Consider the following 13,695-nt stretch of genomic DNA (forward strand, 5'->3'; position numbering starts at 1 on the left):
TAGGTCGTATTGCGGTTGTTATTGACGTAATTGAACGAATTGAAGTCGCGCCGGAACACGTCGACGCCGACGGCGATGTTCTTGTCGAACAGATAGGGCTCGGTGAAGCCGAGCGTCACCGACTTCGAATAGATCGAATAATCGACGCCGGCGCGAACTTCCTGGCCCTTCCCCATCAGGTTGTTCTGCGCGATCTGCGCGCTGATGATGAAGCGTTCGAGACTGGAATAGCCCGCCGACAGCTGAAGCTGACCGGTCGGCCGCTCCTCGACGTTCGTCTCCAGCACGACCTGATCGGGGTTCGTGCCCTGCTTCTGCTCGATCTCCAGCTTGTCCTGGAAGAAGCCGAGCGACTGGATGCGGTCACGCGAGCGCTTCACCCGGAAACTGTTGAAGGCATCGCCCTCGGCCAGGCGGAACTCGCGCCGGACCACCTTGTCGCGGGTGATCGTATTGCCGTTGATGTCCACCCGCTCGACATAGACGCGCGGCGCGTCGCCCACGCGGAAGACGACACTCATGGTGAGGTCGTCCTTGTTACGGTCGAAGCTCGGGCGCACGTCGGCGAACGCATAGCCGAGCAGGCCCGCGGCTTCGGTCAGCCCATCGACGGTGTCCTCGGTCAGCTTGGCATTGTACCAGTCGCCCTTCTTCAGCCGGACGAGGTGGCGCAGCGCGTCGGGCCGAAGATCGCGGATGTCGCTTTCGACGCTGACATCGCCGAACTTGTAGCGCTGCCCTTCGTCGACGACATAGGTGATGATGAAGTCGCGCTTGTCGGGCGTGAGCTCCGCCACCGCCGACACGACGTGGAAGTCGGCATAGCCCTCGGTTAGGTAGAATTGGCGGAGCTTCTGCTGGTCGTAGGCCAGACGATCCGGGTCGTAGCTGGTACCGCCGGAGAAGAGGTGGACCAGACTGGCGGTCTTGGTCGCCATCTCGCCGCGCAGGCGGCCGGCCTTGAACGCCTTGTTGCCGATGATGTTGATCCGGCGCACGCGGCTCTTGGGCCCCTCGTGGATTTCGAACACCACGTCGACGCGGTTCTGGTCGAGCTGGACCATCTTCGGCTCGATCGTCGCGGCGTAGCGCCCCTGACGGCGATAGAGTTCGAGAATGCGGGCGACGTCAGCGCGGGCCTTGGTGCGGGTGAAGATCTGACGCGGCGCGAGCTTGATCTCGGGCCGGATCTTGTCTTCCTTGATGCGCTTGTTGCCCTCCAGCACGATCCGGTTGATCACCGGGTTCTCACGCACCTGAAGCACGATATTGCCCGTATCCGCGCCCGCGATGGTCACGTCCGCGAACAGTTCGGACGCGTAGAGATCCTTCAGCGCCTGATCGAGCGTCTCCTGCGTATAAGCATCGCCCGCCCGCAGTTTGATGTAGGAGCGGACGGTATCCGCCTCGAGCCGCTGATTGCCCGTCACCGCGATCGCGCGGATCGTTCCCGATCCCGGGCGCGGCGCGGCGGTGGCCGCCGCGTCCGTCGCCGTGCCGGCGGGGGGCGCGGGCGCCTGCGCCGATACGGGCATGCCGGCAAGCGCGCTGGTCAACAGGAGGGCCGGACCGAGCCCCATCGAGGCACGCCGCCCGCCGATCATTGTTTCCCTCACGCAACCCCGCCCTTCAAACCTTTGCTGGGAACCGCTGCAAAAGCGGACGCAGCGCCCTGCCCGATCCGCGTCACCCGATCAACCCGGCAAGCGCCCGCCAGAGACCGAACGACCCAAGATCGTTGACCGTCACGAACATCATGAAACCCAGCAGCAGCGCCAGCCCTGAGCGGAATGCCCATTCCTGTGCCTTGGCGGGTATGGGCCGGCGGCGGATGCCCTCGACCAAATAAAAGAAGAGGTGCCCGCCATCGAGGAGAGGAATTGGCAGGAGGTTGATGAAGCCGAGATTAATGGAGATGAGCGCCACGAAGTCGATGAACGGCACCAGCCCCATCGACACACGATCCCCCGAAAATTGCGCGATCCGGAGCGGGCCGCCGAGTTCCTTTGCGGATCGGTCTCCTCCCACGATCTGTCCGATGACGTCGATCATCGTACGGACCGTGTCCCACGTCGCCTCCAGCGCGGCGCCTATGGTGGCGAGCGGCCCGAGGCGCACGATCACCTGCCCGGCCGGCGCGATGCCGAGCTGGCCATGCTCGATCCGGTTGCCCTTGCCGTCGTCCATCGCGACGGCCTTGATCGTCAGCGGCAACGCGATCTCGCGCCCGCCCCGCTCGACGCGAGCGACCACCGCCTGACGCGGACGGAGGAACACATATTCGCGCAACTCTTCGAACCGGGTGATCGTGCGCCCGCCCACCGACACGATCCGGTCGCCCGGAAGCAGGCCCGCCGCCGCCGCGGCCGACTGGGGGAGCACCCGCTCCACGACCGCGGGCGTGCGCGGGACCCCGTACAAAGCGAAGAATGCGGTGAAGATCAGGATCGCGACGAGGAAGTTGGTAAAGGGGCCCGCCGCCACCACGACCGCGCGCTGCCAGACGGGCCGGCCTTGCAGCGTGCGCGCCCTCTCCTCGGACGGCAGCGCGAGCCAGGCGGGATCGGGCTCGCTTGCCGGTCCCATGTCGCCCTTGAACTTGACGTAGCCGCCGATCGGCAGCGCCGCGACGCGCCAGCGCGTCCCGCGCCGGTCGGTCCAGCCGAACAGCTCGCGCCCCATCCCGATCGAGAAGGCCTCGGCATGGACGCCGAACATCCGCCCGGCAAGATAATGCCCGAGCTCGTGCAGGAAGACGAGCGGGCCGATGACGGCGATGAACCCGACGATCGTCAGAAGGACACCCGCCATATCTTAGGCCGCCTGCAATTCGGCCGCCCGGGCGGCATGGCCGCGCGCCTCGCGGTCGACCGCGAGCACATCCTCGACCGAGCGAGGTGCCGGCGGATCGTAGCGCGAAAGAACCTGATCCACGATGGATGCGATATCCAGGAAAGCGACCCGCCCGGCAAGGAAGGCCGCGACCGCAACCTCGTTGGCGGCATTCAGCACGGCCGGCCGCGCACCCCCCGCCGCCATCGCCGCGATGGCGAGGCCGAGCGCGGGAAAACGGGCGAGATCCGGCTCCTCGAACTCCAGCCGCCCGATCCGCGCCAGATCGAGCGCGGTGCACGGCGTGCCCATCCGGTCGGGCCAGGCCAGGGTATGCGCGATCGGCGTGCGCATATCGGGTGTTCCCAGCTGCGCGATCACCGATCCGTCGATCATCTCGACCAAAGCGTGGACCACCGACTGGGGGTGCACCAGCACGCCGAGCCGCTGATGACCGACCGGGAAAAGATGATTGGCCTCGATCAGTTCGAGGCCCTTGTTCATCAGGGTGGCGGAGTCGACCGAGATCTTCGCGCCCATCGACCAGTTCGGATGCCGCACGGCCTCGGCCGGGGTGATGCGGCGCATCTGCTCGATCGACGTATCGCGAAACGGGCCACCGCTGGCGGTCAGGACGATCTTTCGTACACGGGACGCATCATCGTGCGGAAAGCATTGAAAAACCGCATTATGTTCGGAATCGACCGGCAGCAGGGTTGCCCCGTTGGCCTTCGCGGCATCGGTCATCAGCGCGCCCGCCGAAACTAGGGATTCCTTGTTGGCCAGCGCGACCGTCCGCCCCCGGCGCAGCGCCGCCATGGTCGGGCACAGGCCGGCCGTTCCGACGATCGCGGCCATCGTCCAGTCGGCATCCAGTTCGGCGGCGGCGACGATGGCCCCCTCTCCGGCCGCCGTCGCAATGCCCGTACCGGCCAGGGCTTTCCGCAGTGCGTCGTGACAATCGGGGTCGCCGATCACGGCGAGGTGCGCATTGGTGCGGATCGCGGCGCGGGCGAGGCCTTCGGCATCGCGCTGCGCGGTCAGGGCGACGACCTCGAAGGCTTCGGGATCGCGCTCGATCAAGTCGAGCGTCGAGGTGCCGATCGAGCCGGTCGAGCCGAGGATCGAGACGGTCCGGCGCGTCATACGATCAGAAGCTGCCATTTGCGACCAGCGCGCCGACCAGAATCGCGACCGGCAGCAGCCCGTCGATCCGATCGAGCAGACCGCCATGGCCCGGCAGCAGCGCGCCCGAATCCTTGACCCCTGCCCGACGCTTCAGCCAGCTTTCGAACAGGTCGCCGGCCTGCGCGACGACTGCGAGCGGCGCGCCCAGCCCGATGGCGTTCGCGGGAAGCCCGGCCGCGCTCGCAATCGCGGCGCCCGTGATCGCCGCCAGTGCCATGCCCCCGATCAGGCCTGCCCACGTCTTGCTGGGGCTGATCTTCGGCGCGAGCTTGGGACCGCCGAAGCGATGACCGGCGAAATAGCCGCCAATGTCGGTCGCCCACACCACCGCCAGCGTCCACAGCGCAAGCGCGAAGCCGTTGGGCTGCTCGCGCAGGAACAGGATGGCGATCGCGGCGGTGCCGATATAGCCGAGCCCGACCGAGATGCGCGCAAACTTGGGAAACAGCGCGAGGACGAGTGCCGAGATCAGAAGCAGCGCGAGCGTCGCCCGATCCGCGCCCCACATCACCGGCAGCGCATAGGCCATGCCGACGACCAGGATCATCACCGCGATCAACAGGCGCGCGCGATGCGCATGCACCAGCCCCGCCCATTCGAACAGGGCAAAGCCCGCGCCCACCGTCAGCAGCGCCCACAAAGTAACGCCGCCGAACCACAGGATCAGGATCGCGGCCGCGGCCAGCCCCAGCCCCACTACCGTGCGGCGGGCCAGATCGTCGCGCCGGCTCATGCGCCGCGCCTCAACGGCCACCATAGCGGCGCTCGCGACGCCCGAATTCCGCGACCGCGCGTTCCAGGTCCGCCGCGTCGAAATCGGGCCAGAGCGTGTCGATGAACAGAAGCTCGGCATAGGCCGCCTGCCACAGCAGGAAATTGGACAGCCGCGCTTCGCCGGAGGTGCGGATCATCAGGTCGAGCGGGGGCAGGCCGTGCGTGTCGAGCCGCGCCTCGATCGCGGCGGTGTCGACGCTCTCCGGGGCCAACCCCTCCGCCATCACCTTGCGCACCGCGCGGACCAGTTCGTCCTGCGCGCCGTAGTTCAGCGCGATTGTGAGGAGGAGGCCGCTATTGCCCGACAGCCGCGCCACGGCGCCGTCCAGATCGCGGACCAGATCGGGGTCGAACCGCCGCCAATCGCCGATCAGGCGCAGGCGGACATTATTGCGATCGAGTTCGTCGATCTCGCGCTTCAAATAGAAGCGCATGAGCCCCATCAGGTCGCCGACCTCCTCCGCCGGGCGCCGCCAGTTTTCGGAGGAAAACGCAAATAGGGTGAGCGCGCCGATGCCGAGCGTGCCCGCGCCGCGTATGGCGCGGCGCACCGCTTCCATGCCGGCGCGGTGCCCGGCGACGCGCGGCAAATGGCGACGCGCGGCCCAGCGGCCATTGCCGTCCATGATGATCGCGACGTGGCGCGGGACGGCCGCGCCGTCGCCCACCGCCACCGACGAGGCGGGCGCGGAGCTCACTTGCCGAGGATTTCCTTTTCCTTGGCGGCGGCGGCGGCATCGATGTCGGCGATCGTGCCGTCGGTCAGCTTCTGCACCTCGCCTTCACGGCGCTTGCGCTCGTCCTCGCTGATCTCGCCCTTCTTCTCGTCGGTCTTGAGCGCGTCCATGCCGTCGCGACGCACGTTGCGCGCCGCGACCCGGGCCTTTTCGGCATATTGCCCCGCGAGCTTGGCGAGCTCCTTGCGGCGCTCCTCGGTCAGATCGGGAATCGGGATGCGCAGCGTCTGTCCATCCACGATCGGGTTGAGGCCGAGGCCGGCGGCGCGGATCGCCTTGTCGGCCGGCCCGACGCCGGACTTGTCCCACACTTGGACCGACAGCATGCGCGGCTCGGGCGCGGTGACCGTCGCCACCTGGTTGAGCGGCATCTGGCTGCCATAGACCTCGACCGTCACCGGATCGAGCAGGCTGGTCGAGGCGCGGCCGGTCCTGAGGCCGGTCAGGTCGTGCTTCAGCGCTTCCACCGCGCCGTTCATGCGCCGCTCGAGATCGGCCTTGTCGTAAGCGGCCATTACAGTCTCCCTGATTGCTGACGACGGTCGCGGTCCCGCTTCCGGCGAGAACATGGGCAAGGTTGCCCTGCTCGCGGATGTTGAACACGACGATCGGGATATCATTGTCGCGGCACAGCGCCACGGCGCTGGCGTCCATGACCTTCAGATTGTCGGACAGGACGCGGTTGAAAGTGACGCGTTCATAACGCTTTGCGCTCGGCACCTTCTTCGGATCGGCATCATAGACGCCGTCTACCGATGTCCCCTTGAACAGCGCATCGCACTTCATCTCGGCGGCGCGGAGCGCGGCGCCCGTATCGGTGGTGAAAAAAGGCGACCCGACGCCAGCAGCGAAGATCACCACCCGTCCTTTTTCGAGATGGCGTTCGGCGCGACGGCGGATAAAGGGTTCGCACACGCTGGCCATCGGAATGGCGGACTGGACGCGCGTGTCGACGCCGATCTGCTCGAGCGCGTTCTGCACCGCGAGCGCGTTCATCACGGTCGCGAGCATGCCCATATAGTCGGCGGTCGCGCGCTCAATCCCCTTGGCGGCGGCGGACAGTCCGCGAAAGATATTGCCCCCGCCGACGACCACGCACAATTCGAAGCCCGCGTCGCGCGCCTCGGAAATCTCGCCCGCGACGCGCGCGGTCATCGCCGGATCGATCGCCAGCCCGTCGCCGCCCATCAGCACCTCGCCAGACAATTTCAGGAGGATGCGTTTGAAGGGCGGCTGCGGCATGCGCTGACGGGTCCAATCTGACAAGGAAACGGCGCGCACCTTAGAGGCGCGCGCCGTTCCAAACAAGAACTCCCGCCCGCGTTCGGGCGCGAGGAATTTCGAGGCTCAGAGGCCCGCCGCGGCGGCAACCTCGGCGGCGAAGTCGCCCTGTTCCTTCTCGATGCCCTCACCGAGCTGGAAGCGGACATAGTCGGTGAGCGCGATCGAGCCGCCGGCCTCCTTGGCCGCCTGCGCGATCACGTCCTTGATCGGGGTCTTGTTGTCCATGACGAAGACCTGGCTGATCAGCGCGTTTTCCTTGCGGAACTTGGCGACCGCGCCCTCGACCATCTTCTCGATGATGTTGGCGGGCTTGCCGCTCTCGGACGCCTTTTCCATCGCGATCGCGCGCTCACGCTCGACAAGGGCCGCATCAAGGCCCTCCTCATGCAGCGCCTGCGGGAAGGCGGCGGCGATGTGCATCGCGAGCTGCTTGCCGAGCGCCTCGATCGTCTCGACCGGAGCCGACCCTTCGAGCGCGACGAGCACGCCGATCTTGCCGATGCCGGGGGCGGCGGCGTTGTGGACGTAGGACACGACCGCGCCCTCGTTCACCGACACGACCTTCGCGCGGCGCAGCTGCTGATTCTCGCCGATGGTGGCGACGTTCGATGTCAGCTTCTCGGCGACGGTGCCGCCGCCCGGATAAGCCGCGTTCGACAGCGCCTCGACGCTGTCACCCGTCTCCAGCGCAAGCTTGGTGACGGTGCGGACGAAATCCTGGAACTGATCGTTCTTGGCGACGAAGTCGGTCTCGGAATTGACCTCGACCGCCGCACCCTTCTTGCCCTCGACGACAACGCCGACCAGGCCCTCGGCCGCGGTGCGGCTGGACTTCTTGGCGGCGGTGGCGAGGCCCTTGGTGCGCAGCCAGTCGATCGCGGCGTCCATGTCGCCATTCGCCTCGGTCAGCGCCTTCTTGCAATCCATCATGCCGGCGCCCGATTTCTCGCGCAGCTCTTTCACGGCAGCAGCGGTGATCTCCGCCATAGCTCCATCCTTTCACTATCAGCCCATAAGGCGCGGGCTCCCCCGCAGGAGAGCCCCGGAATTCGCGACGGGCGAGGTCCTGCCCCGCCCGTGCGTCAATGCTGTTACGCCAGCGCTTCCTCGGCCGGCGGCGCGTCGGCCGCGCCGAGATCCTCGCCGCTGTCACGACGGCTGGTGACGTTGCCACGCGTCGCCGCCTCGGCCAGCGCATCGCAATAAAGGCGGATCGCGCGGCTGGCATCGTCGTTCGCCGGGATCGGGAAGGCGATGCCGTCGGGCGAGACGTTCGAATCGAGGATCGCGACGACCGGGATGCCGAGCGTGTTGGCTTCCTTGATCGCCAGCTCTTCCTTGTTGGCGTCGATCACGAACATGATGTCGGGAATGCCGCCCATGTCCTTGATGCCGCCGAGCGACAGTTCGAGCTTGTCGCGCTCACGGGTGAGCTGGAGCACTTCCTTCTTGGTCAGGCCGTGCGTGTCGCCCGAAAGCTGCTCTTCCAGCGCTTTGAAGCGCTTGATCGAACCCGAAATGGTCTTCCAGTTGGTGAGCATGCCGCCCAGCCAGCGGTGGTTGACGAAATGCTGGCCCGACTGGCGCGCGGCGTCGGCGATCGGCTCCTGCGCCTGGCGCTTGGTGCCGACGAACAGCACCTTGCCGCCCGACGCGACGGTCGACGACACGAAGTCGAGCGCGCGCGCGAACAGCGGCACCGTCTGCGACAGGTCGATGATGTGGATGCCGTTGCGCTCACCGAAGATGTAAGGCTTCATCTTCGGGTTCCAGCGATGCGTCTGGTGACCGAAATGCGCGCCCGCGTCGAGCAACGCCTGCATGGAAACGGACGATGCCGCCATGGTGATTCTCCTAACCCGGTTGAACCTCTGCGGAACGGGAACCGGCGGAGGTCCTAAGGCCTCCGCGCGGCACCGGTATGATGCCCCGCATGTGGAATGGCGGCGCCTTTAGCCGGACGATTTGCCGAAAGCAAGGCTTGACAAAGGAACAAAAAGCGAACATAAGGAACCGAGACGTTAATAACCTGTTACACCGCCCAATCCCTGTTGGATGCCGGGGCTCACCGGAGTTCGATCGATGCTTCAGATGGTTGCGACGATTTCCTCACTGATCCTGCTGGCGCTCGCGATCGGCGTGATCGCAAGCGCGGTATCCGGCGATTGGGCGCTGATGCTGCGCGCACTGCGGCATCGTACGGGCACGGCGCTGCCCCCGCTTCCTCCGCACGGCCGGCCGGTCGTCTTCGCACGCCAGATCCGCGTGACGCGGATTACGCCGCAATCGTCTCCGCAGCGCGCCGCCGCTTGACGCGCGAATAAGCGCGCACGCCGAGCGGGATCGCCACGGCATAAGCGAAGGTAAGCGCCGCCAGCGTGGCCCACGGCGCGGTCAGCAGCGAGGCACCGATCAGTCCGATCAGCAGCAAAGCGGGCAGACGAAATTCGCGGCGCAAGCGGAAGGACGACCAGCCATAGGTGGCAAGGTCGGAAATCATCAGCAGCGCGACGAGGATCGTCCACGGGGCGACAATATAGGTGCGCTGGAACAGATCCTGGAGCGCGGGGAGCTGCGCCTCCGCCAGCGCGAGCCACGCCACCAGCGGCAGCAGCGCCATGGCCGCGCCCGCAGGCGCCGGCACGCCCGTCAGGAAGCCCGCCGACTTGCGCGGCTGTTCGTCGGCATCGAGTTGCGCGTTGAACCGCGCGAGGCGCAGCGCGCAACAGACGGCATGCGTCAGCGCGATCACCCAGCCATATTTCGGCACGTAGACGAGCGACCAGAGATAGAGGATGACGGCCGGCGAAACGCCGAAGGCGATCACGTCCGACAGCGAATCGAGCTCGGCCCCGAACCGGCTTTCGGCGCGGAGCAGGCGCGCGACGCGCCCGTCAAGGCCATCGAGCACGCCCGCGATGAGGATCGCACCGACCGCCTTGCCCCATTCGCCTGAAATGCCGAACCGAATGCCCGTCAGCCCAAAACAAAGCGCGAGCGCGGTCACGGCGTTCGGCATGACGGCACGCAGCGGGATGCCCCGCCGCAGCGCGCGCGGTGGCCTCACTGCGCGATCCCGGTGATCTTCTCGCCATCGCCGATCCGGGCGAGCACGGTCTCACCCGCGATCGCGCGCTGACCAAGCGTTACCTTGGCTGCGGTGCCGGCGGGAAGGTAGACGTCGACCCGGCTGCCGAAGCGGATCAGGCCGATACGCTGCCCGGCGGCGACCATGTCGCCGGTCTTCACGAACGGCACGATCCGGCGCGCGACGAGGCCGGCGATCTGCGTGAAGCCGATCAGCGTGCCGTCGTGGCCCGTCATCAGGAAATGCTGACGCTCATTCTCCTCGCTCGCCTTGTCGAGGCTGGCGTTGAGGAACTTGCCGGCGATGTAGACGACCCGGGTGATCGTCCCGCCGATCGGCGCGCGATTGATGTGGACGTCGAACACGCTCATGAAGATCGACACGCGCATGCAGCGACCCGGGGGCAAGGCGCCCTCGCCCGTCAGCTCGATCGGCGGATCGACCTCCTGGATCATCGTCACGAGGCCGTCGGCGGGCGAGACCACCAGATCCTTGCCGAGCGGGACGCTGCGGATCGGATCGCGGAAGAAGGCGGCGACCCAGATCGTGATGCCGACGCCGATCCAGCCGAGCGACGTCGACAGCCAGAACAGGACCAGGGTAATCGCGCCCGCGATCAGCGCGAACTTGCGACCTTCGGGGTGGACGGACGGCCAGCGCCATTTGGCGCTGGGGGTGGTTTCGGGCCTGTTTTCAAGCGAGCTCATGGCAGGCTTCTAGGAGGCCCGGCCAAGGCTGACAATCATGCCGCGCCGGTTGCCACCCTCCGGATGCCGCCTTAGGAGGCGCGCATACCTCATCAGCTGACGGGAAGAAGCGCGCATGGCGAAGATCAAGGTCAAGACCCCGGTCGTCGAGATCGACGGCGACGAGATGACGCGGATCATCTGGGCGTGGATTCGCGAACGCCTGATCCTCCCCTATCTCGACATCGACCTCGAATATTACGACCTGGGCGTCGAGAAGCGCGACGAGACCAACGACCAGATCACGATCGACAGCGCCAAGGCGATCCAGAAATATGGCGTGGGCGTGAAGTGCGCGACCATTACGCCCGACGAGGCGCGGGTCGAGGAATTCGGCCTGAAAAAGATGTGGCGCTCGCCCAATGGCACGATCCGCAACATCCTGGGCGGCGTGGTCTTCCGCGAGCCGATCGTCATTTCCAACGTCCCGCGCCTCGTGCCCGGCTGGACCAAGCCGATCGTGGTCGGCCGCCATGCGTTCGGCGACCAGTATAAGGCGACCGACTTCAAGGTGCCCGGCAAGGGCAAGCTGACCATGAAGTGGCAGGGCGAGGACGGCCAGGTGATCGAGGAGGAGGTGTTCGACTTCCCCGCCGCCGGCGTCGCCATGGGCATGTACAATCTCGACGAGTCGATCCGCGACTTCGCGCGCGCCAGCATGAATTACGGCCTCGGCCGCGGCTGGCCGGTCTATCTGTCGACGAAGAACACGATCCTCAAGGCCTATGACGGCCGTTTCAAGGATATCTTCGAAGAGGTTTATGCCAGCGAATTCAAGGATCAGTTCCAGGCAGCGGGCATCGAATATCAGCATCGGCTGATCGACGACATGGTTGCCTCCGCGCTCAAATGGCACGGCGAATTCGTCTGGGCCTGCAAGAATTACGACGGCGACGTGCAGTCGGATTCGGTGGCGCAGGGCTTCGGTTCGCTCGGCCTGATGACCAGTGTGCTGATGACGCCCGACGGCAAGACGATCGAGGCCGAGGCGGCGCACGGCACCGTCACCCGGCATTACCGCCAGCACCAGCAGGGCAAGGCGACCTCGACCAACCCGATCGCGTCGATCTTCGCCTGGACCGGCGGCCTCAAGTTCCGGGGCAAGTTCGACGACACGCCCGATGTCACGCGCTTCGCCGAAGAGCTCGAGAAGGTGTGCATCGAGACGGTCGAGAGCGGCGCGATGACCAAGGACCTCGCCATCCTGATTGGCCCCGATCAGGCATGGATGACGACCGAGCAGTTCTTCGAAACGATCCGCGTCAATCTGGAAAAGAAGATGGCCGGCTGGGCCTGAACCCTCGGATCATCGGGATGGCGTCCGGGGAGAGCTTATGTGCTCGCGCCGGACGCCTAATCCCAAGATACGCGCCGGGATGCGCCGGAGCAGCGGCACGCGATCGAAGAATCGCATGAGGAGCGGCGGCCTTGGGCTGCCTACCCGCAACGCGCGGCCGATCACCCGGACGTGAACGATGTGCTGCAACGCCTGTACGATACGCACCGGGAACATGCGGCGCCGCTGGACGGCGGCGCACAAGCCATCGAGCCGCGCTCCGCGTTGCATCGGCTCTGCAAGCAGATTGGCGGCGGCAACGGCGTCCTGAATAGCGAGATTGATGCCCACGCCGCCCACCGGTGACATGGCATGCGCGGCATCGCCGATCGCGAGCAGGCCCGGCGCGTGCCATCGGGTGAGCCGGTCAAGCGTGACGCTGAGTAGCTTGACGTCGTCGAACGACGCCAAGGTCGCAATCCCTTCCGCCAGGATCGGCGCGACCGCGGCCACGTCGCGACGGAAGCGGTCGATGCCTTTGGCGCGGATCGCCTCGGCGCTGCCCTTGGGGATCACGCGGGCACATTGGAAATAGTCTCCGCGATCGATCGCGATGACCATCTGACCGCGATCGATATATCCCTCGGTCCGGTTGTCGGGCGTGCGCGCCTTGGCGACGCGGAACCAGTAGCCATCGATCGGCGCGCCAAGGTCGCGACAGGGAAGCTGGGCGGCATCGCGGAGGACCGAACGCCGCCCGTCGGCCGCGATGACCAGCCGTGCGCGCACCTCGTCCCCGTTAGCGAGCGTCACTCCAACGACGCGGCCACTTTCGTACAGCAGACCGGTCGCCTCGCAGCCCGTCATGCTTTTCGAGGACACGGGTGCGGACGCCGGCGCGTGCGAACAGATAGCCGGCCATCATTCCGGCTGGCCCCCCGCCGACGACGCAAAGGTCAACCTCGTCGATCGACACCGCCCCTAAATCCCGGTCAGCGCTTCTTCGGTCATGCGGCGCGCGACCTCCTCCTCACCCATGATCGTTGCATCGCTGCCGCGTTTGCACAGATAGGCGACCTCATCGTCCGTATGCGCCCGCGCCACGATGCGGAGCGACGGGTTGAGCGCGCGCGCCTGCTGGACGATCTGTCCCGCCTCGAACGACTGGGGGATCGCCACGAACAGGAGGCGGGCCTCACCGATCCGGGCGCGCTCCAGCGTCTCGCGCTTGGCCGCATTGCCGATCACGAGTTCGGTCCGATCGTCCGTCTGCGGCAGCCCTGCCAGATCCTGCTGCGCCTCGATTACCGCAAAGCGCTCCTGCGCGCCGATCAGCGCGCTGGCGACGCGGCCGCCGACGCGCCCATGGCCGACCAGCACGATGTGCCCGCCGATCGGCATCTTGGGGCTCGCGCCGATCGCGTGGCCATCGGCGTCGCCGACCACGCTCGCTCCTGCCCGGTCGATCAGGCGGAACAGCAGCGGATTGACGAGGATCGACAGGATCGCGCCCGCGAGGATCAGGTCGCGCCCCTCTGTGGGGAGCAGCGCCAGCCCCGTGCCGAGCGTCGCCAGGATGAAGGAGAATTCGCCGATCTGCGCGAGGCTGGCCGAAATGGTCAGCGCGGTCTTCTTGTCGCGGCCAAACAGGCGAACGATCAGGAACGCCGCCACCGACTTGCCGAGCACGATGATCATCACCGTGGCGAACAGCGCGAGCGGCGACTGCACCACGATGTGCGGGTTGAACAGCATGCCGACCGAGACGAA

Annotated in this window: 15 protein-coding genes and 1 pseudogene; 2 read left to right on the forward strand and 14 right to left on the reverse strand. The window is 66.6% G+C overall.

Annotated features, from left to right (window positions below; all coding sequences use genetic code 11):
- The 9 genes and pseudogenes from bamA to rpsB form a co-directional block, all read right to left on the reverse strand.
- Positions 1-1,604 (reverse strand): outer membrane protein assembly factor BamA (gene bamA / locus ACOJSF_RS05180; protein WP_420141175.1); only part of this gene is annotated, 1,604 nt, incomplete at its 3' end.
- A gap of 82 nt (positions 1,605-1,686) precedes the next feature.
- Positions 1,687-2,811, reverse strand: coding sequence for an RIP metalloprotease RseP (rseP, locus tag ACOJSF_RS05185; RefSeq protein WP_420141163.1), 1,125 nt, complete (start codon positions 2,809-2,811; stop codon positions 1,687-1,689).
- A 3-nt stretch (positions 2,812-2,814) separates the two neighbouring features.
- Positions 2,815-3,978 (reverse strand): 1-deoxy-D-xylulose-5-phosphate reductoisomerase, encoded by a 1,164-nt coding sequence (locus tag ACOJSF_RS05190; RefSeq protein ID WP_420141164.1) that lies wholly within the window; start codon positions 3,976-3,978, stop codon positions 2,815-2,817.
- Between the two features lie 4 nt (positions 3,979-3,982).
- The gene (locus ACOJSF_RS05195) at positions 3,983-4,753 is read right to left on the reverse strand and encodes a phosphatidate cytidylyltransferase (protein ID WP_420141165.1); all 771 of its coding nucleotides are present in this window, start codon (positions 4,751-4,753) and stop codon (positions 3,983-3,985) included.
- Between the two features lie 10 nt (positions 4,754-4,763).
- Positions 4,764-5,492, reverse strand: coding sequence for a polyprenyl diphosphate synthase (gene uppS / locus ACOJSF_RS05200; protein WP_420141166.1), 729 nt, complete (start codon positions 5,490-5,492; stop codon positions 4,764-4,766).
- On the reverse strand, positions 5,489-6,046 hold the full coding sequence (gene frr, locus ACOJSF_RS05205; RefSeq protein ID WP_420141167.1) for a ribosome recycling factor: 558 nt from the start codon (positions 6,044-6,046) through the stop codon (positions 5,489-5,491). The genes uppS and frr overlap by 4 nt, the downstream gene beginning before the upstream one ends.
- A gap of 10 nt (positions 6,047-6,056) precedes the next feature.
- Positions 6,057-6,773 (reverse strand): annotated as a pseudogene (gene pyrH, locus ACOJSF_RS05210) (UMP kinase); the annotation flags it as partial.
- A 105-nt stretch (positions 6,774-6,878) separates the two neighbouring features.
- Positions 6,879-7,802, reverse strand: coding sequence for a translation elongation factor Ts (gene tsf, locus ACOJSF_RS05215; RefSeq protein WP_420141168.1), 924 nt, complete (start codon positions 7,800-7,802; stop codon positions 6,879-6,881).
- A 104-nt stretch (positions 7,803-7,906) separates the two neighbouring features.
- Positions 7,907-8,659: a 30S ribosomal protein S2 gene (rpsB, locus tag ACOJSF_RS05220; protein ID WP_420141169.1), complete on the reverse strand. Its 753-nt coding sequence runs from the start codon at positions 8,657-8,659 to the stop codon at positions 7,907-7,909.
- 247 nt (positions 8,660-8,906) lie between these two features.
- On the opposite strand from rpsB, the gene ACOJSF_RS05225 reads away from it, so the two are divergent.
- On the forward strand, positions 8,907-9,128 hold the full coding sequence (locus ACOJSF_RS05225) for a hypothetical protein (RefSeq protein ID WP_420141170.1): 222 nt from the start codon (positions 8,907-8,909) through the stop codon (positions 9,126-9,128).
- Here ACOJSF_RS05225 and ACOJSF_RS05230 read toward each other — a convergent pair.
- Positions 9,091-9,834: a CDP-alcohol phosphatidyltransferase family protein gene (locus ACOJSF_RS05230; protein ID WP_420141176.1), complete on the reverse strand. Its 744-nt coding sequence runs from the start codon at positions 9,832-9,834 to the stop codon at positions 9,091-9,093. The two genes, ACOJSF_RS05225 and ACOJSF_RS05230, sit on opposite strands and share 38 nt — an antisense overlap.
- Positions 9,835-9,878: 44 nt before the next feature.
- The gene (locus ACOJSF_RS05235; RefSeq protein ID WP_420141171.1) at positions 9,879-10,610 is read right to left on the reverse strand and encodes a phosphatidylserine decarboxylase; all 732 of its coding nucleotides are present in this window, start codon (positions 10,608-10,610) and stop codon (positions 9,879-9,881) included.
- Positions 10,611-10,725: 115 nt separating this feature from the next.
- Between ACOJSF_RS05235 and ACOJSF_RS05240 the strand changes: the two genes are divergently transcribed.
- Positions 10,726-11,946 (forward strand): NADP-dependent isocitrate dehydrogenase, encoded by a 1,221-nt coding sequence (locus ACOJSF_RS05240; RefSeq protein WP_420141172.1) that lies wholly within the window; start codon positions 10,726-10,728, stop codon positions 11,944-11,946.
- Between the two features lie 9 nt (positions 11,947-11,955).
- Here the strand turns inward: ACOJSF_RS05240 and ACOJSF_RS05245 are convergent, their stop codons facing one another.
- The 3 genes from ACOJSF_RS05245 to ACOJSF_RS05255 all read right to left on the reverse strand — a co-directional run.
- On the reverse strand, positions 11,956-12,738 hold the full coding sequence (locus ACOJSF_RS05245) for an FAD-dependent monooxygenase (RefSeq protein WP_420141173.1): 783 nt from the start codon (positions 12,736-12,738) through the stop codon (positions 11,956-11,958).
- Entirely contained in the window at positions 12,725-12,850 is a 126-nt protein-coding gene (locus ACOJSF_RS05250) for a hypothetical protein (protein WP_420141177.1), read from the reverse strand. Before ACOJSF_RS05250 ends, ACOJSF_RS05245 begins: the two co-directional genes overlap by 14 nt.
- 56 nt (positions 12,851-12,906) lie before the next feature.
- The coding region (locus ACOJSF_RS05255; RefSeq protein WP_420141174.1) for an NAD-binding protein at positions 12,907-13,695 on the reverse strand (789 nt) is incomplete at its 5' end.

Source organism: Sphingomonas sp., from assembly GCF_048594985.1.
GTDB lineage: Bacteria > Pseudomonadota > Alphaproteobacteria > Sphingomonadales > Sphingomonadaceae > Sphingomonas_I.

What these genes read in the sequence shown, in the direction of transcription:
- rseP (WP_420141163.1), bottom strand. Translation starts at nt 2,811, where the DNA reads ATGGCGGGTGTCCTTCTGACGATCGTCGGGTTCATCGCCGTCATCGGC.
- ACOJSF_RS05225 (WP_420141170.1), top strand. Translation starts at nt 8,907, where the DNA reads ATGGTTGCGACGATTTCCTCACTGATCCTGCTGGCGCTCGCGATCGGC.
- ACOJSF_RS05235 (WP_420141171.1), bottom strand. Translation starts at nt 10,610, where the DNA reads ATGAGCTCGCTTGAAAACAGGCCCGAAACCACCCCCAGCGCCAAATGG.
- ACOJSF_RS05230 (WP_420141176.1), bottom strand. Translation starts at nt 9,834, where the DNA reads ATGCCGAACGCCGTGACCGCGCTCGCGCTTTGTTTTGGGCTGACGGGC.
- ACOJSF_RS05250 (WP_420141177.1), bottom strand. Translation starts at nt 12,850, where the DNA reads ATGATGGCCGGCTATCTGTTCGCACGCGCCGGCGTCCGCACCCGTGTC.
- frr (WP_420141167.1), bottom strand. Translation starts at nt 6,046, where the DNA reads ATGGCCGCTTACGACAAGGCCGATCTCGAGCGGCGCATGAACGGCGCG.
- ACOJSF_RS05190 (WP_420141164.1), bottom strand. Translation starts at nt 3,978, where the DNA reads ATGACGCGCCGGACCGTCTCGATCCTCGGCTCGACCGGCTCGATCGGC.
- rpsB (WP_420141169.1), bottom strand. Translation starts at nt 8,659, where the DNA reads ATGGCGGCATCGTCCGTTTCCATGCAGGCGTTGCTCGACGCGGGCGCG.
- ACOJSF_RS05195 (WP_420141165.1), bottom strand. Translation starts at nt 4,753, where the DNA reads ATGAGCCGGCGCGACGATCTGGCCCGCCGCACGGTAGTGGGGCTGGGG.
- ACOJSF_RS05240 (WP_420141172.1), top strand. Translation starts at nt 10,726, where the DNA reads ATGGCGAAGATCAAGGTCAAGACCCCGGTCGTCGAGATCGACGGCGAC.
- tsf (WP_420141168.1), bottom strand. Translation starts at nt 7,802, where the DNA reads ATGGCGGAGATCACCGCTGCTGCCGTGAAAGAGCTGCGCGAGAAATCG.